This is a genomic window from Streptomyces echinatus, from assembly GCF_014203595.1.
Lineage (GTDB): Bacteria > Actinomycetota > Actinomycetes > Streptomycetales > Streptomycetaceae > Streptomyces > Streptomyces echinatus.
On sequence record NZ_JACHJK010000010.1, the window covers coordinates 93,107 to 117,821 of the forward strand.

Annotated in this window: 17 protein-coding genes; 9 read left to right on the forward strand and 8 right to left on the reverse strand. The window is 73.5% G+C overall.

What is annotated here, in order from left to right; all coding sequences use genetic code 11:
- Nucleotides 1–61: 61 nt before the first annotated feature.
- Entirely contained in the window at nt 62–238 is a 177-nt protein-coding gene (locus FHS34_RS26330) for a hypothetical protein (RefSeq protein WP_184969751.1), read from the reverse strand.
- A 223-nt stretch (nt 239–461) separates the two neighbouring features.
- Here FHS34_RS26330 and FHS34_RS26335 point away from each other — a divergent pair, with 223 nt between their 5' ends.
- The 7 genes from FHS34_RS26335 to FHS34_RS26365 all read left to right on the forward strand — a co-directional run bounded on the left by FHS34_RS26335 (nt 462) and on the right by FHS34_RS26365 (nt 12,078).
- Nucleotides 462–2,303 carry an AfsR/SARP family transcriptional regulator gene (locus FHS34_RS26335; RefSeq protein WP_184969753.1) on the forward strand — a complete coding sequence of 614 codons (1,842 nt, stop codon included), beginning with the start codon at nt 462–464 and terminating at the stop codon, nt 2,301–2,303.
- Between the two features lie 93 nt (nt 2,304–2,396).
- Complete coding sequence (locus FHS34_RS26340; protein ID WP_184969755.1) at nt 2,397–3,329, forward strand: aromatic prenyltransferase; 933 nt, start codon at nt 2,397–2,399, stop codon at nt 3,327–3,329.
- Nucleotides 3,330–3,426: 97 nt separating this feature from the next.
- A complete protein-coding gene (locus FHS34_RS26345) occupies nt 3,427–5,208 on the forward strand; it encodes an FAD-dependent monooxygenase (protein WP_184969757.1) in 1,782 nt (593 codons plus the stop codon).
- Between the two features lie 49 nt (nt 5,209–5,257).
- Nucleotides 5,258–6,775, forward strand: a complete 1,518-nt coding sequence (locus tag FHS34_RS26350; RefSeq protein ID WP_184969759.1) for an FAD-binding oxidoreductase — start codon at nt 5,258–5,260, stop codon at nt 6,773–6,775.
- A gap of 160 nt (nt 6,776–6,935) precedes the next feature.
- Entirely contained in the window at nt 6,936–8,573 is a 1,638-nt protein-coding gene (locus tag FHS34_RS26355) for a prenyltransferase/squalene oxidase repeat-containing protein (protein ID WP_184969761.1), read from the forward strand.
- 94 nt (nt 8,574–8,667) lie between these two features.
- On the forward strand, nt 8,668–10,779 hold the full coding sequence (locus FHS34_RS26360; RefSeq protein ID WP_184969763.1) for an MMPL family transporter: 2,112 nt from the start codon (nt 8,668–8,670) through the stop codon (nt 10,777–10,779).
- A 204-nt stretch (nt 10,780–10,983) separates the two neighbouring features.
- Nucleotides 10,984–12,078, forward strand: a complete 1,095-nt coding sequence (locus tag FHS34_RS26365) for an AfsR/SARP family transcriptional regulator (RefSeq protein ID WP_225817626.1) — start codon at nt 10,984–10,986, stop codon at nt 12,076–12,078.
- Between the two features lie 154 nt (nt 12,079–12,232).
- On the opposite strand, the gene FHS34_RS26370 is transcribed toward FHS34_RS26365, so the two are convergent.
- From FHS34_RS26370 to FHS34_RS26395, 6 genes are all read right to left on the reverse strand, one after another.
- Complete coding sequence (locus FHS34_RS26370; protein ID WP_184969765.1) at nt 12,233–13,267, reverse strand: class I SAM-dependent methyltransferase; 1,035 nt, start codon at nt 13,265–13,267, stop codon at nt 12,233–12,235.
- Nucleotides 13,264–14,391 (reverse strand): type III polyketide synthase, encoded by a 1,128-nt coding sequence (locus tag FHS34_RS26375; RefSeq protein WP_184969766.1) that lies wholly within the window; start codon nt 14,389–14,391, stop codon nt 13,264–13,266. Before FHS34_RS26375 ends, FHS34_RS26370 begins: the two co-directional genes overlap by 4 nt.
- A gap of 63 nt (nt 14,392–14,454) precedes the next feature.
- Nucleotides 14,455–15,921, reverse strand: coding sequence for a nitrosuccinate lyase (locus FHS34_RS26380; RefSeq protein WP_184969769.1), 1,467 nt, complete (start codon nt 15,919–15,921; stop codon nt 14,455–14,457).
- Nucleotides 15,918–17,912 (reverse strand): FAD/NAD(P)-binding protein, encoded by a 1,995-nt coding sequence (locus FHS34_RS26385; RefSeq protein WP_184969771.1) that lies wholly within the window; start codon nt 17,910–17,912, stop codon nt 15,918–15,920. The genes FHS34_RS26380 and FHS34_RS26385 overlap by 4 nt, the downstream gene beginning before the upstream one ends.
- 100 nt (nt 17,913–18,012) lie before the next feature.
- On the reverse strand, nt 18,013–19,164 hold the full coding sequence (locus tag FHS34_RS26390) for a DegT/DnrJ/EryC1/StrS family aminotransferase (protein ID WP_184969773.1): 1,152 nt from the start codon (nt 19,162–19,164) through the stop codon (nt 18,013–18,015).
- A gap of 46 nt (nt 19,165–19,210) precedes the next feature.
- Complete coding sequence (locus FHS34_RS26395) at nt 19,211–19,759, reverse strand: cupin domain-containing protein (protein WP_184969775.1); 549 nt, start codon at nt 19,757–19,759, stop codon at nt 19,211–19,213.
- A gap of 480 nt (nt 19,760–20,239) precedes the next feature.
- On the opposite strand from FHS34_RS26395, the gene FHS34_RS42735 reads away from it, so the two are divergent.
- Entirely contained in the window at nt 20,240–22,423 is a 2,184-nt protein-coding gene (locus tag FHS34_RS42735; protein ID WP_225817625.1) for a 4-hydroxy-3-methylbut-2-enyl diphosphate reductase, read from the forward strand.
- A gap of 53 nt (nt 22,424–22,476) precedes the next feature.
- Nucleotides 22,477–24,087: a class I adenylate-forming enzyme family protein gene (locus tag FHS34_RS26410; protein WP_184969777.1), complete on the forward strand. Its 1,611-nt coding sequence runs from the start codon at nt 22,477–22,479 to the stop codon at nt 24,085–24,087.
- Nucleotides 24,088–24,214: 127 nt separating this feature from the next.
- Here the strand turns inward: FHS34_RS26410 and FHS34_RS26415 are convergent, their stop codons facing one another.
- The gene (locus FHS34_RS26415) at nt 24,215–24,571 is read right to left on the reverse strand and encodes a DoxX family protein (RefSeq protein WP_184969779.1); all 357 of its coding nucleotides are present in this window, start codon (nt 24,569–24,571) and stop codon (nt 24,215–24,217) included.
- Between the last annotated feature and the right edge of the window lie 144 nt (nt 24,572–24,715).

Here is a 24,715-nt window from a genome sequence, read left to right on the forward strand (position 1 = left end):
GCCCCCCTCGCCCCTCCCCCTCCCCCTCCCCCTGACGCTGTCCGCGTGTCCCGGGTACGCCTCAGGTCCAGGGCAGATCGTTCTCCGCGGCGCTGCCGTGCGCGCTGACCGACGTCCACGGCAGATCGCCGTTGGGCGCATCGCCCGCGCCCTGTCCCGCGCCCACGGCGAGAAGCAGCGGAAGAAAGAGCAGCGCGGTACCGGCGAGCGCACTTGCGACCATACGGGGCTTACGCATGAAGGAATCTCCTCATCGTTTTCCGGAAAAGCCTGCAGAAACGCCTCGGTGGATTTTCTGGAAGCATCCTAGGGGCGCACGCTATTGATGTGATTTCGCTGCTATTTCGTGCACTCGAAATCGCTTCGATAACGCATGGAAATCGCCCGCGGATAAGGTTCTGGAGTGTAATTCGCCGGAGGTTTCGCGGGATGGAGATTGCGCTGTGCTGAACTCTGCTGGTGTGGCTTTCCGGCCCGCCGAGGGGGCCGCCGGACAGGATGGTCCGGGAGCGGACGCGTCACGGGCGCTCGAATTCCGGCTGCTCGGCCCGGTCTCCGCGGCCCGGGCCGGCGTGGCGGTCCCGCTGTCCGGAGCGAAGATCCACACCGTGCTCGCGGTGCTGCTGCTCGCCCGCGGCGCTCTGGTCGCCGACAGCCGGCTGAGCACCGCGCTGTGGGGAGACGCACCGCCGCCCACGTCGAACGCGCAGATCTACACCTATGTGTCCCGGCTCAGGAAAACACTCGGGAACTGCGTGCGCATCACCCGGAAGGGGCCGGGATATGTTCTCGACGCCCGCGATGCCGAGGTCGATCTCTTCTCCTTCGAACGACTCGACCGGCTGGGCCGCCAGGCCCTTGAGGAGAACCGTTTCGAGGAAGCGGGCAGGCTGCTCGGCGACGCGCTCGACTGCTGGAGCGGCCAGGCCCTGGAGAACGTGACCGAGCACCTTCTGCGGTTCGAGCGGCCGCGCCTGGAATTCCTGCGGGCACAGGCGCTGGAGCGCCGGATCGAGGCCGACCTGTCGCTCGGCCGGCACCGCTCACTGGTGCCCGAGCTGCTTTCCCTGGTGGCCCGTTTCCCCATGGACGAGAACCTGCGCGCCCACCTGATCACCGCACTGCACCGCTCCGACCGGCAGGCCGAGGCCGTCCAGGTCTACGGCGAGGGCCGCCGGATCCTCGACGAGCAGCTCGGCGTCGTGCCCGGGCAGCAGCTCAGCGAGGCCTACCTGCGGATGCTGCGCGGCGAGGGCGCCGTCCCGCCACGCCGGCCGCTCATGCTGCTGCCCGCCCGGGCCGCCGCGTTCACCGGCCGCGCCGGCGAGGCGGCCCGGCTCAGGTCGCTGCTGCTGCGCCGCCCCTCGGGCCCCGGCGCACGGCTCAGGGCGGCGCTGGTCACGGGGATGCCCGGCAGCGGCAAGACGGCCCTGGCCGCCGAGGTGGCCCACGGCTGTGCCGAGGCGTTCCCGGACGGCGTGGTGCACGCCGACCTCCAGGACGCCGACGGGGCCGCACGCCCGCCCTCGGCCGTGCTCGCGGAGCTGCTCACCGCACTGGGCGAGACCGAGGATCCCGCACGGACCGCCCGGCTCGGCCCGAGCGAGCTGGTGCGCCGCTACCGGGCCCGGATCGCGGACTCCCGGCTGCTCGTCGTACTCGACGACGCGTCGGGCGACGCGCAGCTGGCCGGGCTGCTGCCCGTCGGTCCGGACAACGCGCTGCTCGTCACCAGCCGGGCGCGGCCGGCGGCCCTGCCCGCCGCCCACACCGTCAGCCTCGGGCCGCTGGACGACGAGGACGCCGTGGCGCTGCTCGCCGAGACCGCCGGCGCCGACCGTGTCCGCGCCGAACCCGCGGCGGTCCGGGACCTGGTGCGCTACTGCGCCGGGCTGCCCCTCGCGCTGCGGATCGCGGGCGCCCGGCTCGCCGCCCGCCCGCAGCGGACGGTGGCCCGGTTCGCCGCCCAGCTCGCCGACCCGCGCACCCGGCTCGCCGCCCTGAGCTACGGCAGCCTCGACCTGTCCCGCACCCTCGGCCGCGCCCTGATCCGGCTGACCCCGGGCACCGCGGCCGTGCTGCCCTGGCTCGCCCCGGTGGGGCCGGGCCCCTTCACCGCCCGGCTGGCGGGCGAGGTGACCGGCCTGGCCGAGGCCGAGGCGGCCCGCGCCCTGGAGGAACTCGTCGACGCCGGACTGCTCTTCGCGGAGCCCGACGGCGCCCTCGGCGAGGACCGCTACCGCTTCCACCCGCTGGTCCTGCTGCACGCGGCCACGACTCCCCGCAGGGACCTGCCGCGGTGACCCCGTGCCGAGCCGGCGGCCGGTGCGGTGAGAGCCCTGTTCACGACGGACGGCCGAGGCCGGCCGCCAGGAAACGTAAGGATGGTGACTGCCATGAGTGAGGCGGCCCCGATCACTCGACAAGACGCGGTACAGGCCCTCTACTCGGCCATCGAGGAGGCGGCCGGACTGCTGGAGGTGGAGTACGCCCGCGAGGACGTGCTGCGCGTCCTGAACCTGTACGGAGGCGATCTCACCCAGGCCGTGGTCGCGTTCCGGGTGGCGACCGGCGCGCGCCGCTCGGGCGAGCTGGACTGCCGGTTCACGGTGCCGCACGACCTCGACCCGTATCAGCTCGCCGTGGACAACGGGCTGCTGGAGAAGACGGACCACCCCGTCTCCCGGCTGCTCGCGGACCTGCGCGACAACTGCCCCGTCGACGGCTACGGCATCGACTTCGGCGTCGTGGGCGGGTTCAAGAAGATCTGGGTGGTGCTGCCCCGCACCGCCCTCCAGGAGGTCACGAAGCTCGCCGGGCTCCCGTCGATGCCGCGCAGCCTCGGTGAGAGCCTCGACTTCATCGCCCGGCACGGCCTCGGCGACACGGTGGGCCTGCTCGGCATCGACTACCGCCACCGCACCGTCAACATCTACTTCGGCGAGCCGCCGGCCGGGGGCATCGCCCCGGAGTCCGTGCGGTCCATGCTCCGCGAGATCGACCAGGCAGAACCCAGCGAGCAGATGCTCCGGCTCGGCCGTCAGGCCTTCGGCGTCTACGTGACCCTCAACTGGGACTCCCCGGCCGTCGAACGGATCTGCTTCGCCGTGGCGACGACGGACCCGGCGTCCCTGCCGGTCGAACTCGACGAGCGCATCGGGATGTTCGTGCGGCACGTGCGGCGCGCCGACCCGGACACGAAGTTCGTCTACGCCGTCGCCTCCCAGCCCGACGGTGAGTACTACAAGCTCCAGTCCTACTACCGGTGGGGCTCCGGCGTGCCGGAGATCATGCAGCTCCCCGACGGGGCCCTCGCGGACCCGGTGTGACTTCGCGCCGCCTCACCGCTCCCCTTTCCTCACTCCCCGCTCCGCTCGCTTCTGCGCCTCTTTCCCCTCTTCTCGACTTCTTCCGGAAGGACCAACCATGAGCACCGTAGAGGTTCCGGTACTGATCGTCGGCGGCGGCGGCTCCGGCCTGGCCGCCTCCGTCTTCCTGTCCGGTCACGGCGTCGGCCACCTGCTGGTGGAGCGCCGCGCGGACACCTCGCGCCTGCCGAAGGCGCACTACATCAACCAGCGCACCATGGAGATCTTCCGCCAGTACGGCCTGGCGGACGACGTGGCCGAACAGGCCGCCGGACCCGAGCAGTTCGGCAAGGTCCGCTGGCAGACCACCCTCACCGGCCAGGGCCCGCTGGACGGGCAGGTCATCCATGAGATGGACGGCTTCGGCGGCGGCGCGCTGCGCGAGACGTACGAGGCGGCGGGCCCCGTGCTGCCGGCCAAGCTGCCGCAGCTGCGCCTCGAACCGGTGCTGCGCCGCCACGCCGAGGAGCGCAATCCCGGACGCGTCCGGTTCGGCCACGAGCTGGTCTCGCTGGCGGAGGACGCCGGGGGCGAGAGCATCACCGCCGAGATCCGCTCCACCGAGACCGGCGAGACCACGACGGTCGTCGCGCGGTACGTGATCGCGGCGGACGCCGGCCGCACCGTGGGCCCCGCCCTCGGCATACGCATGGAGGGCCTGCCCGCCCTGTTCGACGCCACCACGGCGTACTTCTCCGCGGACCTGTCGCAGTGGTGGACCGAGGGCTCGGTCATCACCTGGTTCCTCAACCCCTACCGCGCCGAATTGTCCAGCGCCCTCATCGAGATGGGCCCGACCTGGGGCAAGCACTGCGAGGAGTGGGGCCTGCACCTGCCGCTCGCCGGCATCGACCGCACCGACGAGGAGGCGGTCACCGGCCGCATCCGGGAAGTGCTCGGCCTGCCCGACCTCGAGCTGACCCTGCACGACGTGACCAGCTGGAGCGTGGAGGCGGTGCTCGCCGAGCGCTACCGCCACGGCCGGGCGTTCCTCGTCGGCGACGCCGCCCACCGCCAGCCGCCCGCCGTCGGCCTCGGCCTCAACAGCGGCATCCAGGACGCGCACAACCTCGCCTGGAAGCTCGCCGCGGTGCTGTCGGGCCGCGCCGGCGACGGCCTGCTCGACACCTACGAGGCCGAGCGCCGGCCCGTCGGCCAGTTCAACCTGGGCTGGGCGATGTCCGCCGCCTCGCACCACCAGGTGGTCATCGACGCCGCCGTCGGCCTCGGCCGGCACGTGCCGCCGGAGCGCCGCACGCCGATGTTCTTCTCCTACTTCTCGCCGACCCCGGTCGGTGCCGCGCAGCGCGCCCGGGCGGCGGAGATCTTCGCCACCCACCGCGGCGAGTGCCAGGCCCTCGGCGTGGAGACCGGCTTCGCCTACGAGCAGGGCGCGGTCGTCCCGGACGGCAGCCGCCCGCCGGCCCGCTCGCCGCTGGGCGACGAGTACCGGGCCACCACCCGCCCCGGGCATCTGCTGCCGCACGCCTGGGTCGAGCGGGACGGCCGGCGCCTGTCCACCCACGACCTGGTCGGCTCCGGCACCGGCTTCGTGCTGATCACCGGCGCGGACGGGGCCGCGTGGACCGAGGCCGCCGAACGGGCCGCCGAGAAGCTCTCCGTCCCCGTGACCGTGGTCCGGATCGGCGACGGCGCCGAGGGCGCGCAGTACACCGACGCCGACGGCGCCTGGCAGCGCCTGCGCGAGACCGGCGCGACGGGTGCCGTGCTGGTCCGGCCGGACCAGCACGTGGCCTGGCGCGCCACGGGCGCCGAGGCGGACCCGGCGGGAGCCCTGACCGAGGCGCTCGCTCTCGTGCTGGGCCACCAGGCCCCGTGACCGCCCGCACCGCCTGCCCGAACTCCCCTACGAACACGGAAGAAACAGCGTGATCAACAGAAGGTCCTTCCTCGCCGGCGCCAGCGGTGTCGCGCTGGCCACGACGGCGCTGTCCGGCGCCGCACATGCCAGGTCCGGTTCCCCCGGCCCCCGGTGGAGCCGGCTCGCCGACCGCCTCCAGGGACGCCTCGTGCTCCCGTCCGACGCGGACTACCAGCGGGCCAAGCAGCTCTACCAGGTCCAGTTCGACACCACCAGCCCCAGGGCGGTCGCCTACTGCGCCTCCGCCGCCGACGTCTCCGCCTGCATCCGCTTCGCCGACGCCCACGGCATACCCGTCGCCGCCCGCAGCGGCGGCCACAGCGCGGGCGGCTACTCCACCACCCAGGGCCTGGTCATCGACGTGTCCGGCCTCAACTCCGTGGCGCTCGGCGACGGTTCGGTGCGGATGGGGCCCGGCGCCCAGCTCGTCGACATCGCGAACACCCTCGCCCCGGCCGGCCTCGGCATCTCCGGCGGGTACTGCCCCACCGTCGCGGCCGGCGGGTTCTTCCAGGGCGGCGGCATGGGCCTGTTCACCCGCAGCATCGGCATCGCCTCCGACAAACTGACGTCGGCGCGCGTGGTCCTCGCCGACGGGCGCATCGTCACCGCCTCGCCGGACTGCCACAGCGACCTGTTCTGGGCCCTGCGCGGCGGTGGCGGCGGCAACTTCGGGATCGTCACGTCGTACGAGGTCACGCCCTCGCCGCTGACCGACGTGGCCGCCATCAACCTGGTGTGGACCTTCGACCGGGCCCTGGACATGCTGGACGGCTGGACCCGGTGGCTGCCCGACGCCCCCTGGACGATAGGCAGCGGTGTCAACGTCACGCTCACCGACGCCGGCCCCGGCACCGTGCCGACCGCCTCGGTGTTCCTCGGCTCGGTGGACACCGGCGCGGCGTTCGACGGCGAGATCGCCCGGCTGATCTCGCTGGTCGGCCGGCCCCCGGTGTACCAGCAGAAGTTCGCCGCCCCGTACAAGTCCGTCCTGATGTCGCTGTACCAGTGCTCCGACCTCACGGCGCAGCAGTGCCACCGCGCCGACACCTCCCCCGACGGGAAGATCCAGCGCCCGGCGTTCGGCGCCTGGCGCAGCCGCCTGTTCGAGCGGACGATGCCGCGCGAGGGCTGGGCCGAGGCACTGGAGACGTTCAACGCGAACCGGTTCGCCGGGCAGATGCGCCAACTGCAGATCTCCGCCCTCGGCGGCCGGGCCAACACCGTGGCCCGGGACGCGACCGCCTACGTCCACCGCGACAGCCTCTTCTCGGTCAGCTACCTCACCTCGAACGCCGCCGCACCGGTCTCGGAGGAGGCCAAGGCGGCCGCATGGGAGTACGTCGACGACGGCTTCGCGGTGATCGACCCCTACTCCAACGGCGAGACCTACCAGAACTTCATCGACCCGCGCCTGCCGGACTGGCGGCGCTCCTACTACGCCGAGAACTACGCGCGGCTGGCCCGGATCAAGAACAAGTACGACCCCTACCGGTTCTTCCGGTTCGCACAGGGCGTCAGCTGACCCGCCGCCCGGCTCCGCACGGGGATCCCTCCCCGGCGGGGCCGGGCCCGTCTCCCGCGGGGCCTGCCGTCCGGATCGCGCCGGGCTCGCCCGGATCCGAACGAAAGGCCCTGCCCCAGGCCATTCCGGCCGGTCCGGCCGGTCCAGACAGGAGCACTCCATGAAGATCGCCGAACGAGCACGCCCGGCCCCGCTGCCGCTGCCCGAGGAGGTGTCCCCGGACGAGGTGCACCAGGCGACGGCCCGGCTGACCGCGTACATCAGCGGCAGAACCGACGACGACGGTGCGATACGGGAGCAGTGCGAGAGCAGGGTGCTGGAGTCGGCGCTCGCCCTCTCCCTGATGACGCGGACCGGCACGGACTCCCCCGCCCGGGACCGCCTCCTGACCTATCTGCGCGGCCACCAGGAGTCCCCGGACAAGCTCGACCGGGTGCTCGCCTCGTGCGCCGTCGCGGCTGCCGCGGGCCGGCGGGCCGACGGCGACAGCACCCTCGTCGACACCCTGGCGGCGGGCGTCCTGGGTGCCGCGCCGGGCTTCATCTCCACCCGCCGACGCCTGATGGTGTACGCGGTGCTCTCGGTGCTGGGCTGCCCGCTGCCCGCCGACGCCGAACTCCCGGGCGGCGGACAGGTCCCCACCGACCCGCTGCACTCCTGGGCCGCCGTGCAGCAGGCGTCCATCACGCTGATCCTGGCCGGCGCCCTCGGCGTACGGAACCGGGCCACCGAGGCAGCCCTGGACACCCTGCTGGCCACCGACCCCGCCGACACGGTGTGGGAGGGCTACGCGCTGATGCACCTGCTGGTGCTGCACGCGCTCGCCGGTGTGCCCGGCCACGAGGAGACCGTGCGCCGGGGCCTCACCACACTGCTGCGTCACCAGCGCACCGACGGCGGCTTCCCGTTCGTCCTGGAGATGCACAACTGGTGCACGTCCACCGGCGGTCTCGCCCTGCACGCCGCGGGCGCCGACCCGGCGCTGCTGCGCCGTATGGCGGCGACGCTCGGTGCCCAGCGGGGCGGTGCCCCGCTGCGCTCGCTCTCCCGCGGCGAGGCGCTGACCGGCGGCTGGTCCATGTCACCGGTCGTCGCGCAGAACGACGTCGACGACACCTCCTGCGCCCTGGAGTTCCTCCAGGCCGTCGATCCGGTGGCGCACGCCGGGGCGGTGCGCGGCGGGGTGGCCGCGCTGCTGGCCGTGCAGGGCGCGGACGGCGGCTTCCCGACCTATGTCGCGGGCGCCTCCTCCGAGCCGTGCATGACGGCCGCCGCGGTCTGCGCGCTCGGCCCGCACCCGGCGACCGCGCCGCAGCGCGCGAAGGCCCTGGCGTTCCTCGCCGACCACCAGTTCGCCGACGGCGGCTTCGAGCCGGGCTGGAGCCGCAGCCGTCTGCACAGCCTGTTCCGGGTGCGGCTCGCCGCCTGCACGGCGGACCCGGGCGACGCCCGCTCCGCCGCCATGGCCGAGCGGATCGAGCGGACGGTGCGCGAGACGCAGAACACCGACGGCGGCTGGGGCATGCAGCCCGGCGACCCCAGCGACGACATCAGCACCGCCTACGGCCTGATCACGCTTCTCCACGCCGACGATCCACGGCCCGTCGGCGCCGCCCTGACCTGGCTGCTCCAGCGGCAGAAGGCCGACGGCAGCTACGGCGGCCCGCCCGACATGGTCGGCCCGCGCCCCTTCGCCTACCACTTTCCGCTGCTCACCGACATCCCGGTGCTGCTCGCCCTCGGGCACACCCGCGCGCGGGTCCGGGATCTGCGGGGCTCGCTCCAGGGAGTGCGGTGAACCCCTGAGCCCCCGCCCGCCTCCGCCCCTGCCCGCTTTCACCACTGCCCGCTGAGAAACACCATCCACCCCCACGGAACACGGAGAGACAGACATGCTGCGAAAACTGGCCGCCTTGCCCAGCGGAAGGGTGGGCAAGTGGGTCGTCATCGCGCTCTGGGTCGTCGTACTGGTCCCGGCGCTGATGCTGGCCGGGAAGCTAGGTGACGCGGAGGAGAACGACAACTCGGCCTGGCTGCCGGGCAACGCGGAGTCCACCGCGGTCGTCGAGCGCGCCCAGAAGCTGATGCCCGCCGACTCCGTGCCCGCGATCGTGGTCTACGACCGGGCCGGCGGGGTCACCGACGCCGACCTGGCCAAGGCTCAGGCGGACGCCGAGGCGTTCCAGGGCATCGACAACGTCGTGGGCCGGCCGCAGGGACCGGTCAAGTCCCAGGACGGCAAGGCCATCCAGACCATCGTCCAGGTCCACAAGGACAAGTCCGGCTGGGAAGGGCTCGGCAAGGTCGTCGACGCGATGGCCGACGTCGGCGAGAAGGACGCGAACGGCCTCGGCTTCCACGTCGCCGGGCCGGCCGGCTACGGCGCCGACTCGATCAAGGCGTTCGGCGGCGGCGGCGCGCTGACCACGATCACCGCGCTGGTCGTGGTCGCGATCCTGCTGATCACCTACCGCAGCCCGCTGCTCCCCCTGCTGCCCCTGATCACCGTCGGCGTGGCCCTGATGGCGGCCGAGGCGCTGATCTATCTGCTGGCCGAACACGCCGGCCTCGTGGTCAACAAACAGACCAGCTTCATCCTGGTGGTACTGATCTTCGGTGCCGCCACCGACTACGCGCTGCTGCTGATCTCCCGCTACCGGGAGGAACTGGCGCGTCACGAGGACCGGCACGAGGCGATGGCGGAGGCCCTGTACCGCTCCGGCCCGGCGATCGTGGCCAGCGCGGCGACGGTCGCGGTCAGCCTGATGCTGCTGACGCTCGCCGTCCTGAACTCCACCAAGGGCATGGGCCCGGCCTGCGCCATCGGCGTCCTGGTCGGCCTGCTCGCCATGGTGACGCTGATGCCGGCGCTGCTGGTCGCCTGCGGCCGGTGGATCTTCTGGCCGGTGAAGCCGGTGTACGGCGCGGAGGCGGAGCGGAAGGAGAGCGTCTGGAGCCGGGTCGGCAACGCCATCTCGGGCCGGCCGCGGCTGGTGTGGGCGGGTACCGTGCTGGTGCTCGCGGCGATGGCGCTCGGCACGCTCGGGCTGGACGCCTCGGGCCTGTCCAACAAGGACCAGTTCACCGGCAAGCCGCAGATGGCGGTCGGTGAGGAGATCCGCGCCGCGCACTTCCCGGCCGGGTCCGGCGATCCCGTCTACGTCGTGGCCAAGGCCGGTGCGGCCGACCGGGTCAGGTCGGCGCTGGCCGGGGTGTCCGGGATCGGCGCCGTCGCGGATCCGGTGGTCAGGGGTGACGAGGCGGTGCTGCTCGGGCAGTTGAAGGACGAGCCCAGCAGCGAGGCGGCGATGCGCACCGTGGACCGGGCGCGGACCGCGGTCCACCGGATCGAGGGCGCGGACGCACAGGTCGGCGGCAGCACCGCGATCATGGTCGACACGGAGAACGCGGCGTCCCGCGACTCCAAGGTGATCATCCCGATCGTGCTGCTCGTGGTCCTGCTCATCCTGACGCTGCTGCTACGCGCGGTGGTCGCGCCGCTGCTGCTGATGGCGACGGTGCTGCTGTCGTTCGGCGCGGCCCTCGGCGTGAGCAGTCTGGTGTTCGAGCACGTCTTCGGGCTCGCGGGAGCCGACGCCTCGTTCCCGCTGCTGGCGTTCGTGTTCCTGGTCGCGCTGGGCATCGACTACAACATCTTCCTGGTCACCCGGGTCCGCGAGGACACGCTGCGGCACGGCACCCGGCGGGCCGCGCTGACCGGGCTGTCGTCCACCGGCGGTGTGATCACCTCGGCGGGTGTGGTGCTGGCCGGCACCTTCGCGGCCATGGCCTCGCTGCCGCTGGTCTTCGCGGTGGAGCTGGGCTTCGCGGTGGCGTTCGGCGTGCTGCTCGACACCATCGTGGTGCGCTCGGTGCTGGTCACCGCGCTCACCCTGGACGTGGGCCGCTGGATGTGGTGGCCCAGCAAGCTGTTCCGGCACCGCGACGACGCCCTGCCGTCGGCGGACGAGACCGGCCAGGTGCCCGCGTACAGCGGCAGGTGAACCATCCCTGCCACGGGCCCGGCGCCGCCCCGCGCGGCGGCGCCGGGCCCGTGCGCGGGAGGCCGGCCCGGGGACCGCGGTGAGCGGACCGGGCCGTGCGACGTGAACGTCGCGGCGGGCCTCGTGGCCGGGGCGACCGCACGCGCGGTCCGGGCATGTCCTGACACACACTTCACTTTCGGGGGACCTATGAGTGCAGAGACGATGGACAGGGGAATACGCAACGGCACCATGACCGCCGTCCCGGTGGGCGTCGGACAGCGCGGACGACAGGCCGTCGCCGAGCGGCGGCCAGGGGGGAGCACGGCGGGCACACAAGGCACGGGTGCGCAGCGCATAGCGGAACTCGAGCGCGAGGTCCGGGAGTTGAAGCGCACCAACGAGACCCTCAAGCAGTACCTCAGCAAGGCGCTGGACCTGGACACCGCCTCCTCCCCCGGGCGCCGGGACGTCCGCGTCCCGGACACCGCCGTCGACGGCGCCCCGGACACGGCCGGTCCCCCGCCCCGGTCCGCGTCGGGCGCCGGCGTGGAGTTCCGGGTACTCGGCCCGGTCGAGGCGGCGGTCGGCGGCCGGTGGGTGGACCTCGGGGCGCCCAAGCAGCGTGCGGCGCTCGTGCTGCTGGTGAGCCAGGTGGGCCAGCCGGTCTCGGTCGACACACTGGTGGACGCGCTGTGGGACGGCCGGCCGCCGCAGTCGGCGATCACCTCGCTGCACGCGTACATCGCCAATCTGCGGCGCGCCCTGGAACCGCACCGGGCGCCGCGCACCCCGGCGACGGTGCTGTGCACCCGCGGGCGGGGCTATCTGCTGAACAGTCAGGCCGTCGAGGTCGACGCCCACCGCTTCTGGGAGAGCGCCACCGCCGGCTGGCAGGCGCTGGACCGGGGCGATCCGCAGCGGGCGCTGTACGCGTTCGAGGCGGGCCTGGCCCTGTGGCGCGGGGAGGCGTACGCGGAGATGGCCGCGGCCCCGCACGTGGCACCCGAGGCCGTACGGCTGGAGGAGCTGCGCCTGTCGGTGATCGAGGGCCGCTGCGCCACCCTCATCGCGGTGGGCAGCCACGAGATGGCGGTGCCGGAACTGGTGGCCTTCACCCAGGCCCATCCGCTGCGCGAGTACGGCTGCGAACTGCTGAGCCTCGCGCTGTACCGGGCGGGGCGGCAGGCCGACGCGCTGTCGGTGCTGCGGGCCCACCAGAAGAGAATGGTGGAGGACCTGGGCATCTCGCCCAGCCCGGCGCTGCAGCACCTGGAACTGGAGATACTCCGCCAGGCCCCGGAGCTCGAGCGCTCCTAGCACTGTCCCGCCCGGGAAGCCTCCGGTGCGGCGGTCCGTTCGTGGACCGCCGTGCCGGAGGTTTCGTCGTCCGCCGGCGTCCCCTCCGTCGGCGTCCCCGTGGCAGACCGAAGCCCCGGCCGGGGGGGGTGCGGCCGGGGCTGCGCGGGGCGGTTCAGCGGGCGAGCACGAGGGTGGTCGGGGACGGGGTGTCCAGGAAGCGGATGTCCTCGAACCCGGCGGCGGTGAGCCACGCGTGGTAGTCGCGGCGCCGCCAGGTGGAGCCGTGCCGGCTCTTCAGGAGCATCTCCCCGGCGAAGGTCAGGGCGAAGGGCGGGCCGCTGCGGTCGTCGTCGGCGATGTAGTCGGAGACGACGAGCGTCCCGCCGGGCCGCAGCGCGCGGCGTATCCGGGCGAAGACGGCCTGGTTGTCCCCGGGGCCTTCCTGGTGGGCGATGTTGGAGTACATGACGACGTCGTGTGCGCCGTCGCCGAAGTCGACGGTGTGGAAGTCGCCGTCGACGTGGTCGACCCGGTCGCCCACGCCCTTTTCGGCCAGCAGCCGGCGGGCGATCGCGTTGATCGGCGCCCAGTCGATCTGGGTGGCGCGGGCGTCGGGGTTGAGCCCGAGCCAGACGGCCGAGCAGACCCCGGAACCGCCGCCGATGTCGAGGATCGAGACCTTTCCGGCGCCGGCCAGTCCGAGCGCCTCGGCGGCGATGTGCGCCACGGGCACGGACTGCGCGGCGATGGCCTGGACGAGGTTCTCCCAGTGCGGGTTGTCGGCGATCTCCACCACCGCGTCCGTCACCGGCCCTCCGGCGCGCACGACGTCGGGCAGCGCCGCCAGCGATCCCAGGTGACCCATCTTCAGGCGGGCGAACCGGGCCAGTGACGCGGGCCGTCCCTCGACGAGGAAGGCGGACGCCTCCGGGGTGTTGCGGTAGCGGCCCCGCGCCACCTCGACCAGGCCGAGGGCGACCAGACCGTCCAGCAGGGCCTGCGCGCCGCGCGGTGCGATCCCCGCCGGCCCGGCCAGCTCCTCCGCTGTGCCGGCGCCGTTCTCCAGGTGCGTGAACAGGTCGTACGTCGCCGCCGTCCCCAGGACCCCGGTGGCCCAGTAGCCGTTGATCATCCGCAGGATCCGGTCGGACGTGGGTCCGGCCTGCGTAGGCGCGGTGACGTCGGTGTCGATGCCGGTGGTGCTCATGCGATCCTCCCTGCGTACGGGCGCGGCGCGGCCTCGGCGGCCGGGTGCTCCCTGTGGTGGCGGGCCGAGCCGTCGACCCAGGTGCCCAGGGCCATCTCGGCGGTGATGCCGGGGCCGAAGCCGGCGATGACGCCGGTGGCGTCCGTGGGCAGCGGCCCTTCCTCGAACCTCCTGCGCAGCGCGTCGAGCACCACCGCGCTGGCGATGTTCCCGTACTCGGTCAGCGTCGCCCAGCTGTGCCGGAAGACCGTGCGGTCGACGCCGAGGTACTTGGCGAGGTCGTCCAGGATCCGGGGGCCGCCCGCGTGGATGACGTAGAAGTCGAGGTCCGCGGCGTCCCAGCCGTGGTCCGCCGCGAGGTCGCGCAGCACCGGGGCGAGCGGCTCCATGGTGCCCGGCACCCGGCGGTCGAGCTGGAAGTGGAACCCGGTGTCGCGCACGGCGTACGAGATCCACTCCTCGGTGTTCGGGATGAGGTACGAGGCGTTGCGCCGGAGTCGGACACCGGTGACGCCGGGTCCGCCGCTGCCGCGCACCACGGCCGCGGCCACGGCGTCGCCGAACAGCCCGTCGGAGAGCAGCGAGCCGATGTCGTCGGCGTCGGGCTGGTAGCACAGCGAGCACAGCTCGCACGAGACGATCAGCACGTTGCTGTCGGGGTGGGCCGCGCAGAAGTCGTGCGCGCGGTTGATCGCCGCTCCGCCCGCCGCGCAGCCGAGCTGGGCGATGGGCAACTGCCGGGTGTCGTAGCGGAATCCCATGGTGTTGATCAGCCAGGCGGTGAGCGAGGGCATCATGAATCCGGTGCACGACACATAGATGATCGCGTCGATGTCCTCGGCCCGCAGCATCGCGTTCGCCAGGGCCTCCTCGACGGCCTCAGGGCAGCGCTTCTTCGATTCGGTCTCGTAGATGCGGTTGCGTTCCTCGAAGCCCGGGTGGTCCAGGGTCTGCTCGATGGACTGCACCAGATGCCGCTTCTGCACTCCGGTGTTCTCTATCAGCCGGAGCGCGAGGGGAAGCTGTGGCTTTCCCGCGTGGGCCTTCCTGGCGAAATCCAGGGTCTCCTCCATGGTGATGGTGTATTCCGGTACGCGCACCGCGGGCTTGCAAAGGATGGGCATGTCCGGCGTCTGCCTCTCAGAAAGTGAAGACATAGCTCTGCCTTCCGCCGCTGTCTTCCGTTATCAGGGTGTCAATGTCGTACGTCGGGATTGCGTGTTCCTTGGCGCCGGCTTGCCGCCGAGTTCCTGGTCGACCAGCAGCGCGGCGGCGCCGGTGTACTGCTCGGGATCCAGGAGCCGGTCGATGTGGTGGGCCGTCAGATGGCGGGTGACCTCGGGCAGGCCGTTCAGGACGGCGGCCAGGGTGCGGCCGGTGCGGTCGGCCTCGGCGGAGGCGTGCGTCAGCAGCCGGCGGGCGGGCGCCTTGCCGAGCAGCGGGGCCAGCGCGGCCGAGACCCGCTCGGAGACGATGCGGTCTCCGGTCAGGTCGAGGTTGGCGCGCATCCGTTCGGGCCGGACCACCAGGCCCTCGGTCAGCTCCACGGCCGTGTGCGCGGCGCCACCGGTCAGCCGCAGGCACTCGCGCAGCAGCTGCCACTCGGCGTGCCACACCCCGGCCGACCGTTCGTCCTCGCAGACCAGACACTGCGTCACGCCCGCGGCGAGCACGGGCACCTGGAGCGCCGCGCTGCGCAGCAGGGTGGCCAGCACGGGGTTGCGCTTGTGCGGCATCGCGGAGGACACCCCGCGCCCCTCCCCCGCGGGTTCGGCGACCTCGCCCACCTCGGTCCTGGCCAGCGACTGGACATCGACGGCGATCTTGCCCAGGGCGCCGGCGGTGAGCGCCAGCGCGGCGGCGAGGTCCGCGACCGGGGTGCGCAGGGCGTGCCACGGCAGCGGCGGGCGGGCGAGCCCGGTCTCGGCGGCGTACGCGTCCAGCAGCCGGTCGGCATGGCCGGTACGGTCTCGCGGGCCCGACTCCAGATAGCCGGCGAGGGTGCCGGCCGCCCCGCCGAGCGAGATCGGCAGGCCGCCGTCGAGCAGAGCGGCCACCCGGTCCCGGGCGTCCAGCAGGAGGCGGCGCCAGCCGACCGCCTTCAGGCCGAAGGTGGTGGGCACGGCGTGCAGGGCGAGGGTGCGCCCGGCCATGGCGGTGTCGCGGTGCCGGGCGGCGAGCACGGCCAGTGCGGCCGCAGCGCGCTCCAGGTCGGCGTGGACGAGGCGGAGCACCCGGGTGGCGACCAGCATGGCGCCGGTGTCGAAGATGTCCTGGCTGGTGGAGCCGTGGTGCACGTACTCGGCGGCGTCCGGGGACTCCTCGGCGACCGCCCGGGTCAGGGCGCGGACCAGGCCGACGACCGGGTTGGCCGTCTCTCGCGCGCCCCGGGCGAGCGCGCGTACGTCGAGCCGGCCGGCGCGGGCGGTCCGTGTGATGACGGCCGCCGCCTCGGCCGGCACCGCGCCGACGGCCGCCGACGCGCGGGCCAGTGCGGCCTCGGCGTCGAGCATGGCCTGCAGCCAGGCGGTGTCGGAGGTGGCCGCCTCGGCGGGCGTGCCGGCCCGGACCGGGGACAGCAGCCCGCTGTCCGGGCCGCCCCCGCTCGGGTCCTGGCCGGAGTCCGGGTGGGCGGGGGTGGTCGCGGCGGTCATGCGGTCGCCTCCAGGACCTCGGCGGACGGTGCCGGCGCGGGGTCCGGGGGCGCGGTCGCCGTCGCCGGCAGGGCGAGCACCGCGCGGGCGACGGCGTCCGCGTCGCCGAGGGTCATGGAATCGACGCCGGGGCGGATCCCGGCGGCGGTCACCCAGTGCACGCCCTCGGTCGGTACCCCGAGGGCGAACCGCCGCGGATGGGCCCGCCCGGCCGCGTCGACGAGCCGGTACGGGCGCTCGGTGACGGCCAGCCCCCGCGTCGTGAACGCGGTGCCGGGGGGGCCGCCGATGCGGAACCGGGCGGCCTGACCGCTCGCCAGAAGTCCGCGCAGCAGCGGGTCCGCGGTGCGGGAGAGATCCGGCTCGGGCAGCCGTGCCTCGATCATCGCCGTGGCCCGCACCGGCGGCCCCGGCACGACGTCGGAGACGACGCCGAACGCGGCCCGCTCCGGCCGGTGTGCGCCGTCGTCGGGGACGGTGACCCGCACCTCGGGGCCGAGGATCTCCGCCACGCCGGCCTCGATGAGCGCGATCAGCTCCTCCACCCGGGACACGGGCGGACCGATGGACAGGAACGCGTTCATCGGGGTGTACCAGCCCTGGAGATCGTTCCGGTACGAGCCGCCTTCCAGCCGGCCGTGGTTCACCGCGGCGCGGATCTCGTTGCGCAGGTCGCGCAGCACGTCCAGGGCGGCCTTCAGCGGTCCGTGCACATTGCCCGCCCTGGCCTCGCGCACATCGTCGGCCAGGTGGCGCAGCAGCCAGGTCCGGTGGGCGGCCCGGTCGCGCAGGGGCCGGCCGTGCCAGGGGCGGGCCAGCCGTTCCCAGTCCCAGCGCTCGTCCGGCGCGATCCCGGCGGCGTCGAGCAGCCGGGCCTCGGCCGCGCGGTCGGGAGCCGCCAGGAAGTCCCGTACGAAGGGCTCGCGTTCGTGCTGCCGGCCGTGCGCGGACAGCAGCGTGCCGTAGTAGACGCTCTCCACTTCCCGGGCGATCAGCGGCCACAGGTCGGCGCGGAAGGACAGCCGCTCCCCGTCCCGGGCGCGCCGGTGCAGCCGGGCGACGGCGTGCAGGGTCAGCAGGCGCGGCTCGTGACGGCCGTAGGGGCCCTTCTGGTTCTCGCCGCGCGCGGTGTAGGGCACGCCGCGCCGGGATCCGGCGACGATGCGTGGCTCCCGCCCCGAGGGGCGGTAGCGCAGCCGCCCGCCGGCGTCGCGGACGAAGGTGCCGCCGCGGTCCTGGGTCAGCAGGGCGAGCACGTCGAAGAAGTTCAGCCCGAGGCCGCGTACGAAGACCGTCTCGCCGGGCGCGATGACGGACAGGTCCAGGTCGGCCGGGTTGGCGGGGGCGAAGTAGGTCAGGCCGTGCCGGGCCGCGGCCGCCGCCAGGGTCCGCTGGGCGGACGTCGGGACGGCCGGGACGTGCCCCTGGCTGAGGACGACGGCGTCCAGGCCGGTCAGCCGGGTGCCGTCGGCCAGGAGCAGCGACTGTGAGCCGCCGGGCCGGGTCTCCTCGTGGAGCGCCACCGCGCTGGTGCGGTGCTCGACGACGGTGACATGGGCGGGTGCCGCGTCCCGCACGGCCCGGAAGGCGGCGTCCAGGTACGCCCCGTAGAAGGCGCGGGTGGGGTAGTCGTCGGGGCCGAGCCGGGCCGCCTCGGCCAGTACCTCGGGCGGGAACGAGGCGCGGACCCGGGGATCGGCCGACCGCAGGGCGAGGTCCGCGGCCCACGCGTGCAGGCTCGGCCCCTCCTCCACGGGGCCGTCCATCGTCACGGTGTGGTCGGTGAACACGGTGACCTGCGAGGCGACGGTGTTCATCAGCAGCCGCCGCGACTGACCGGTGCGCCACACCTTCCCCGGGCCCGGCGGGTACGGCTCCACGATGTGCACGGTCAGTGCGGGGTGCGCGGGGGACTTGCGCTCGTTGGCGCACAGCCGCTCGAGGACCGACAGACCGCGCGGCCCCGCTCCGACAAGACAGACGACAAGCACGGACTCTCCTCGATGGGACGCGGGAACGCGGCGGGCGGGTACGGCGGGCGCGGGTGCGGCGGCGGGCGCGTGGGGAGCACGGCCGGCCCGGTCGGCTCGGTCAGTTCGGGCGCAGGTTGTTCTTCAGCTCGGCCCGCAGCACGTCCACGACGCGTTCGACCTGGTCCGGGCGGAGTTCGGCGTGCATGGGGATGGCCAGGTTGCGCTGGAAGAGATCCGCCGAGACCGGGCAGCGCTGCGGGGTGTCGTACACCGGCTGCAGGTGGCTGGCCCAGGTGCCGTGGCCGCAGCCGATGCCCTGGGCGCGCAGTGCGGCGGCGAGGCCGGCGCGGTCCACGCGCGGGTCGAGGGTCACCAGGTAGGACTGCCAGGCGTGGGTGCGGTCCCCGGGCACGTACGGCACCGTGAGCAGTTCCTCGTCGGCGAGCAGTTCCCCGTAGAGGGCCGCGATCGCGCTGCGGCGGTCCAGGAGTTCGTCGACCCGTTCCAGCTGTACCTGGAGGATCGCGGCGGCGATGTCGGAGAGCTTGTAGTTGTAGCCGATGTCGGTGAACGTGGGGATCGGCAGGCCGACCACCTGCGCCTGGTCGTAGATGCTCCCGATGCCGAACGACGACCGCAGCCGGGCGTCCGCCCCGATCACCGGGTCGGCGGCGAGCAGTGCCCCGCCCTCACCGCTGCTGGCGCCTTTGCGGCCGTGGAAGGAGAGGCAGGCCACCGGGGCCAGCGCGCCGGCCGGGCGCCCCTGGTAGCTGGCGCCGACCGCGCAGGCGGCGTCCTCGACGACGAACAGGCCGTGGCGTTCGGCGACGGCCATCAGTTCGGTGTAGTCGGCGGGCAGCCCGACGGTGTCCACCGCGATCACGCCCACCGTGCGCGGGCCGATCAGGTCCGCCACCGCCTGCGGGTCGACGGTGCCGGTGTCGCGGCGCACATCGGCGAAGACCGGGGTCGCGCCGACGTAGCGCACGGCGTGGGCCGGGGCGGGGAAGGTGTAGTCGGCGACGATCACCTCGTCGCCGGGCTCGACGCCGAGCGCCAGCATGGCCAGGTGGAGCGCCGCGCCGCAGTTGCTCAGCGTGACCGCGTCGCCGACGCCGTAGCGCTGCTTCAGGAGGGCTTCGAGTGCCTTGCCCCTCGGGCCCTGACCGGCCGGCCAGCCCGAGGCGAACACCTCGGCGACGGCGGCGAGTTCCTGCTCGCCCAGGCTCGCGTGCACGAGCGGAACGCTGTCCGTGGTCGTCACGGTCATCAGGGGTGTCCCCTCAACTCTCGGTATCTGGTCGGGTCGTCGCCGGTCACGCCGCGGGCCGGCCGGCCGGGTCCGGGGCCGGCGGGGTGAAGCGGAGCGGGGTGATCTGCTGGACGTCGTAGCGCCGGCGCATCCGCTCCACGGCTTCGGAGTCCACCGTCCGGCCGGCGGCGAAGATCTCGACGATCTCCTCGAAGTAGCGCTCGTGGTCCGGCGAGGGGGAGCTCTGGAAGAGCATGCGGGCCGGTTCGTCCGTGGGGTTGCGGAAGGCGTGCGGGCAGCCCGGCGGAACGAACATGCAGCTGCCCGTGACCGCCCGGACGGCGCGGTCGCCGCCCGGGGACTCCCAGCCGTGCCAGGTGTCCTGGGTCCGCTCGGTGGGCTCGAACGCGAAGAGCTCCAGCTCCCCTTCCAGGACGTAGAAGAACTCCTGGGAATGGCTGTGGGTGTGCGCGCCGACGTCGAAGCCCGGCGGCACGACCACCTCGAACACGGAGGAGGAGGAACCGTCCGCGGCCGTGACCTTGAAGGTCACGTCCTGCGCCTTCGTGACGAGTTTCCGGCCCTGGCCGGGCGGGACGATGAGACCGCTCATGTGGTGTCGCTCTCTCGGATGGACCGCGGGCGCGGACCGGACGCCCGCGCGGCGATGGAATTCTGGAGAAGGGGAAACCGGGGAAAACCCGGGGAACCGGCGGAATGCGGAGGGCGGCGGGCGTTCACCGGCACGCCGTGAAATCCGTACCCCCGGCCGGGGCTTCCGGCCTCCCGAGTGAGAATGCCAGCCGCGACTTGGGGCCCACTGGGTCCGAGATTGGCGCCCGCTTGCCGCCAAGCCAGGGCCAATTCGGCGCGTATTTCCCGGCAAGGAGCGCGGCCGAGGATGCATTTCGCGGTCCGCCGATCACCGTCGGGACGGCCTCACCCGTACGGGATTCGGAATCCGGCGGGACGGCACGTTCGGGCAGGTGCGTTCCTCGCGTGATCCGCCGGGAGACCGGCGTTCTCCTCGCGGCGTCGGCCGGCCCGAACCGCACGTCGTCGATCCCGTTCCGACCACCCCGAGGGGGAAACCATGCCGTCCGCCCTGCACCGAGTTCTGCTCGCCGAACCCCGGGGGGCCTGCGCCGGAGTGCACCGGGCCATCGAGACGGTCGAACGCGCGCTCCAGGTGCACGGCGCGCCCGTGTACGTGCGCAAGCAGATCGTGCACAACGAGCATGTCGTGCGGGAACTGCAGGGCAAGGGCGCCCGGTTCGTCGACTCGGAGGCGGAGGTGCCGGTCGGGGGTGTGTGCGTCTTCTCCGCGCACGGGGTGTCCCCGCAGGTCCGTGACAACGCCCGGCTCCGCGGGCTCACCGTCATCGACGCGACGTGCCCGCTCGTGGCCAAGGTCCACCAGGAGGCCGTCCGGTTCGCCCGTGACAAGGACACGCTGATCCTGATCGGGCACGTCGGGCACGAGGAGATCGAGGGCACGTACGGCGAGGCCCCGGAGCGCACCGTCGTCGTCGGCAGCGTGGAGGAGGCCAGGCGGCTCGACCTCGCGCCGGGCACGACCGCCGCGTACCTCACCCAGACCACGCTGTCGGTCGACGACACGGCCGAGATCGTGGCCGTGCTGCGCGAGCGGTTCCCGGGGCTGACCGGTCCGCCCAGTGCCGACATCTGCTACGCCAGCCAGAACCGGCAGAACGCGGTGAAGGCGATCGCGGGCCGCAGCGACCTGGTCCTGGTCGTCGGCTCGGCCAACTCCAGCAACTCGGTGCGTCTGGTCGAGGTCGCCCGGGCCGCCGGCGCCGGCGCCCGGCTGCTGCCCGACCCGGACCTGCTCGACTCCTCCTGGCTGGAGGGCGTCCGCACGGTCGGCCTCACGGCGGGCGCGAGCGTGCCCGAGGTGCTGGTGGAACGGGCGCTGCGACGGCTGGCGGAACTGGGCTTCCAGGACGTCGAGACGGAGGTGACGGCCACCGAGAACGTGGCGTTCAGACTGCCGCCGGAGCTGGAGGAGGCGGCGGCGCCGGAGGAAGCGGTACGGCCGGGGCGGACCGGGGGGACCGGGGGTCCCGCCGGACTCGAAACGTCGGACGAGACAGGGGGGTTGGGAGTGCTGGAGCAGCTGGCACATGCGGAACGGCCGGGGAAGCCGGTCCCGTCGGAACGGCCGGGGCGGCCGGGACCGGTGGTGGACGCGGGGGACGGTGCGGCCGCGGCCGTGGGAAGCGGCGTGGACGAGGAGATCTGCGGCAAGCTGCTGGACCGCGTCGACCGGCGGATCGAGGAGTTGCTGGGTGCCGAGGAGGCGCGCTGGAGCGCCGTGGACGCCCGGGTGGCGGTGCCGGTGGCGGTCGTCGCGGAACTGGTCGCGGCGGGGGGCAAGCGGCTGCGTCCGCTGTTCTGCGTCACCGGCTATCTGGCGGCCGGCGCCGGCGTGGACGAGGACACGGTCGTCGACGCGGCGGCGGCGCTCGAACTGCTGCACGCGTTCGCGCTCATCCACGACGACATCATGGACAACTCGCCCACCCGGCGCGGCGTCCCGACCGCCCACGCCGCGTACGCGGACCTGCACGCGCGGCGCGGCTGGGCCGGGGAGTCCCGCCGGTACGGCGAGGGGGTCGCCATCCTCGCCGGGGACCTGGCGCTCAGCTACGCGAACCGGCTGGCGGACCGGCTGACCGGCCCGGCGGCGCAGGTGTGGCACGAGCTGGTCACGGAGATGATCATCGGTCAGCAGCTGGACATCGCCCTGGCCGCCGAGGTGGAACCGGACCCGGACCTGGCCCGCTGGGTCGCCGTCTGCAAGTCCGGCCGCTACACCATTCACCGCCCCCTCGCCCTGGGCGCGGCCATCGCCGGACGGCCCGGGCTGCACGCGGTCTTCGAGGCGTACGGGGTCGCGGCCGGCGAGGCGTTCCAGTTGCGGGACGACCTGCTCGACGCGTTCGGTGACGCGACGGTGACCGGCAAGCCGACCGGCCTGGACCTCAGCGAGCACAAGATGACCCTGCTGATCGCGCTGGCTGCGGCCCGGGATCCGCGGGTCGCCCGGCTGCTCGAGGACAGCCGCCACGCCGACTGGAACCCGGCCGAACTCCGTGCCGCGCTGCTCGCCTCCGGGGTGCGCGCGGAGGTCGAGGAGCGGATCGACGCCCTGGTCGCCGACGCCCGCGCGGCCCTGGCGGACGCCGGCCTGCCGCACCACTGGCGCCGGCGGCTGGAGGAACTGGCCGACATGGTCGCCTACCGCGACCGCTGATGCCGCATCCGCACCCCGTACCCCAGCCCACTCGGACGTCCAGGGAGACCTTCATGGCAGGCACGTTGTTGTACAAGCTGAGTCACCGGCCCACTCGTGCACAGGCCCGTACGTCGGTACACCGGCACGGCCTCTATCTCGGTGTCGTACCGGAGCGAGCCGCGCGCGCCCGCGGCGGCATGCCGCTCGTCCTCGACCACGACCTCGACGTCCTGCCGGAGGCCGGACGTCGCCTGACGGTAAGTCAACTTGCAGTTCACGTAGCGGACATCGCGAACCGGCTCGCCGTCGCCGGGCTGCGCCCCGGCGGCCACGCGGTCATCTGCAAGGCCCCCAACTTCGACCTCTGGCTGCTGGCGACGGCGGTGGAGCGCATCGGCGCGGTGCCGGTCATGCTCTCGCAGCACCTGGACTCCGAGGCCCTCGCCGCGCTGCTGGCCCGGCTGGAGCGGCCGCACCTGATCACCGACGGGCCCAAGCTCCGTTCCCTGACCGAGGACGGTGTGGACCTGGCGGGGCTGACGCGGGGTGTGATCGGTGTGGGTGACGCCGGTCCGGGCGCGGTGGCGCTCGCCGGGCTGGACGGCTCGGTGCCGGTGCGGCCGGTGCTGCGCGGTCTGGACGAGCCGGCCATGATCACGCACACCTCCGGTACCACGGGCCTGCCCAAGCTGGTGGTGCACACACCGCGGACGATGCGCTCCCGGCTGCGCCCGCAGCTGTTCCTGCTGGGGCTGATGAGGAAGCGGGGGACCGTCGCGATCCACCTTCCCTTCGGCCACTCCCGGACGTTCGCGGCGATGTCGCTCTGCCTCCTCCAGGGGATGCCGGCGCTGCTGGTCAGGGACGGCGCCCCGGACGCCGTCGCCGGGTTCTTCGCCGAGCGCCGCCCCTGGCTGATCGAGGCGCTGCCCAACTCCTTCCTGGCCTGGGAGGAGTTGGCCGATGACGCGCGCCGCCCGTTCGCGTCGGTAAAGTACTTCAGCAGCACCTTCGACGCGATCCACCCGCGGACGGTGCGCCGGCTGCTGCACGCCTCCGGCCAGCGGGCGCAGTTCTTCCAGATCTACGGGCAGAGCGAGGTCGGTCCGGCGGCCGGACGGCCCTACTTCCGCCGGTTCGCCCACCGGATGGACGGCCGCTGCGTGGGCTACGCCCTGCCGGGCAGCGCCCGGGTCAGGCTGGTGAGCCGGAACGGCAGACGGCCCTCGCAGCACAACCCCGGCTTCATCGAGGTCCGCTGGGACGGCATAGCCAAGACGTACCACGGCGAGCAGGAGCGCTACGACGCCAATCTGCGCGACGGCTGGTGGCGCACCGGGGACGTCGGCTACCGCACCTCGTTCGGCTGCCTGCACATGCTCGACCGGGACTTCGACACGATCCCCGGGGTGGGCAGCAACCTCGAGATCGAGGACATCCTGCTGGACGAGCTGGCGGAGCTGGCCGAGGTCGTCGTGGTGCCGGGCCCCGGGTCCAAGGCGGTCCCGGTCGTCTGCACCCACCGCGACGAGCCGCTGGACCCCGACCGCTGGCGCGCCGCCACGGCCGCGTACCCGCAGCTGGCGGATCCCGTCCAGATCCCGTTGGCCGAACTGCCGCGCACCGCCACGCTGAAGACCCGCCGGGTCGAACTCTCCCAGCGCCTGGCGGCCGGCCGGTAGAGCCGGTGCCGGGGCCCGCGTCCGCGCTCGCCCCGGCCCGACGCCACCGCCGCCCACCCCGCCCGCGCGCCGGTGGGCGGCGGTGCGTGGTGCGGGGCCTGCGCGTGAGGCCGTCGAGGGGCCGCGGTCAGACGGCGCCGTGGTGGAGCAGGCCCAGGATCAGGACGGCCAGCGCGGTGGCCAGGAACACGATCCCGCCGACGATGTCGCGGGAGCCCACCCGCACGTGGGCGATGATGGCGCCGATGAAGTACAGCACGAGGCCGGAGGCGGCGAGGGTCCCCAGCAGCGGCACGGCGAGCCCGGCCAGCAGGCCCACGGTGCCCGCGGCCAGTAAAGAGCCGAGGACCGGCACGTACTTCCGGGGTATGCCCTTCATGTCCGCCTGGGTCTTGGGGTATTCGTGGCCTATCAGGTACGTGACGGCGGCGGCACCGTTGAAGACCACGCCGAGGATGGTGACCGTGACGAAGGCGATGAACACGTTCTCTCCGCTCTGTGGGGGCGGTGTCGCCGGGCGCCCCGTCGTGGATGCCGTTCCCCGGACATCGAGCCGGCGGCTCGATTCGCGGCATCGGCCGGCCGCCGGGTGTGCCAGTGGCCCGAACGCCTGGTAGCCGCTGCGCAA

Coding starts and splice junctions, on each gene's coding strand:
- FHS34_RS26330 (WP_184969751.1), bottom strand. CDS start 238: ATGCGTAAGCCCCGTATGGTCGCAAGTGCGCTCGCCGGTACCGCGCTG.
- FHS34_RS26340 (WP_184969755.1), top strand. CDS start 2,397: ATGAGTGAGGCGGCCCCGATCACTCGACAAGACGCGGTACAGGCCCTC.
- FHS34_RS26345 (WP_184969757.1), top strand. CDS start 3,427: ATGAGCACCGTAGAGGTTCCGGTACTGATCGTCGGCGGCGGCGGCTCC.
- FHS34_RS26355 (WP_184969761.1), top strand. CDS start 6,936: ATGAAGATCGCCGAACGAGCACGCCCGGCCCCGCTGCCGCTGCCCGAG.
- FHS34_RS26360 (WP_184969763.1), top strand. CDS start 8,668: ATGCTGCGAAAACTGGCCGCCTTGCCCAGCGGAAGGGTGGGCAAGTGG.
- FHS34_RS26365 (WP_225817626.1), top strand. CDS start 10,984: ATGGACAGGGGAATACGCAACGGCACCATGACCGCCGTCCCGGTGGGC.
- FHS34_RS26370 (WP_184969765.1), bottom strand. CDS start 13,267: ATGAGCACCACCGGCATCGACACCGACGTCACCGCGCCTACGCAGGCC.
- FHS34_RS26375 (WP_184969766.1), bottom strand. CDS start 14,391: ATGCCCATCCTTTGCAAGCCCGCGGTGCGCGTACCGGAATACACCATC.
- FHS34_RS26380 (WP_184969769.1), bottom strand. CDS start 15,921: ATGACCGCCGCGACCACCCCCGCCCACCCGGACTCCGGCCAGGACCCG.
- FHS34_RS26390 (WP_184969773.1), bottom strand. CDS start 19,164: ATGACCGTGACGACCACGGACAGCGTTCCGCTCGTGCACGCGAGCCTG.
- FHS34_RS26395 (WP_184969775.1), bottom strand. CDS start 19,759: ATGAGCGGTCTCATCGTCCCGCCCGGCCAGGGCCGGAAACTCGTCACG.
- FHS34_RS42735 (WP_225817625.1), top strand. CDS start 20,240: ATGCCGTCCGCCCTGCACCGAGTTCTGCTCGCCGAACCCCGGGGGGCC.
- FHS34_RS26410 (WP_184969777.1), top strand. CDS start 22,477: ATGGCAGGCACGTTGTTGTACAAGCTGAGTCACCGGCCCACTCGTGCA.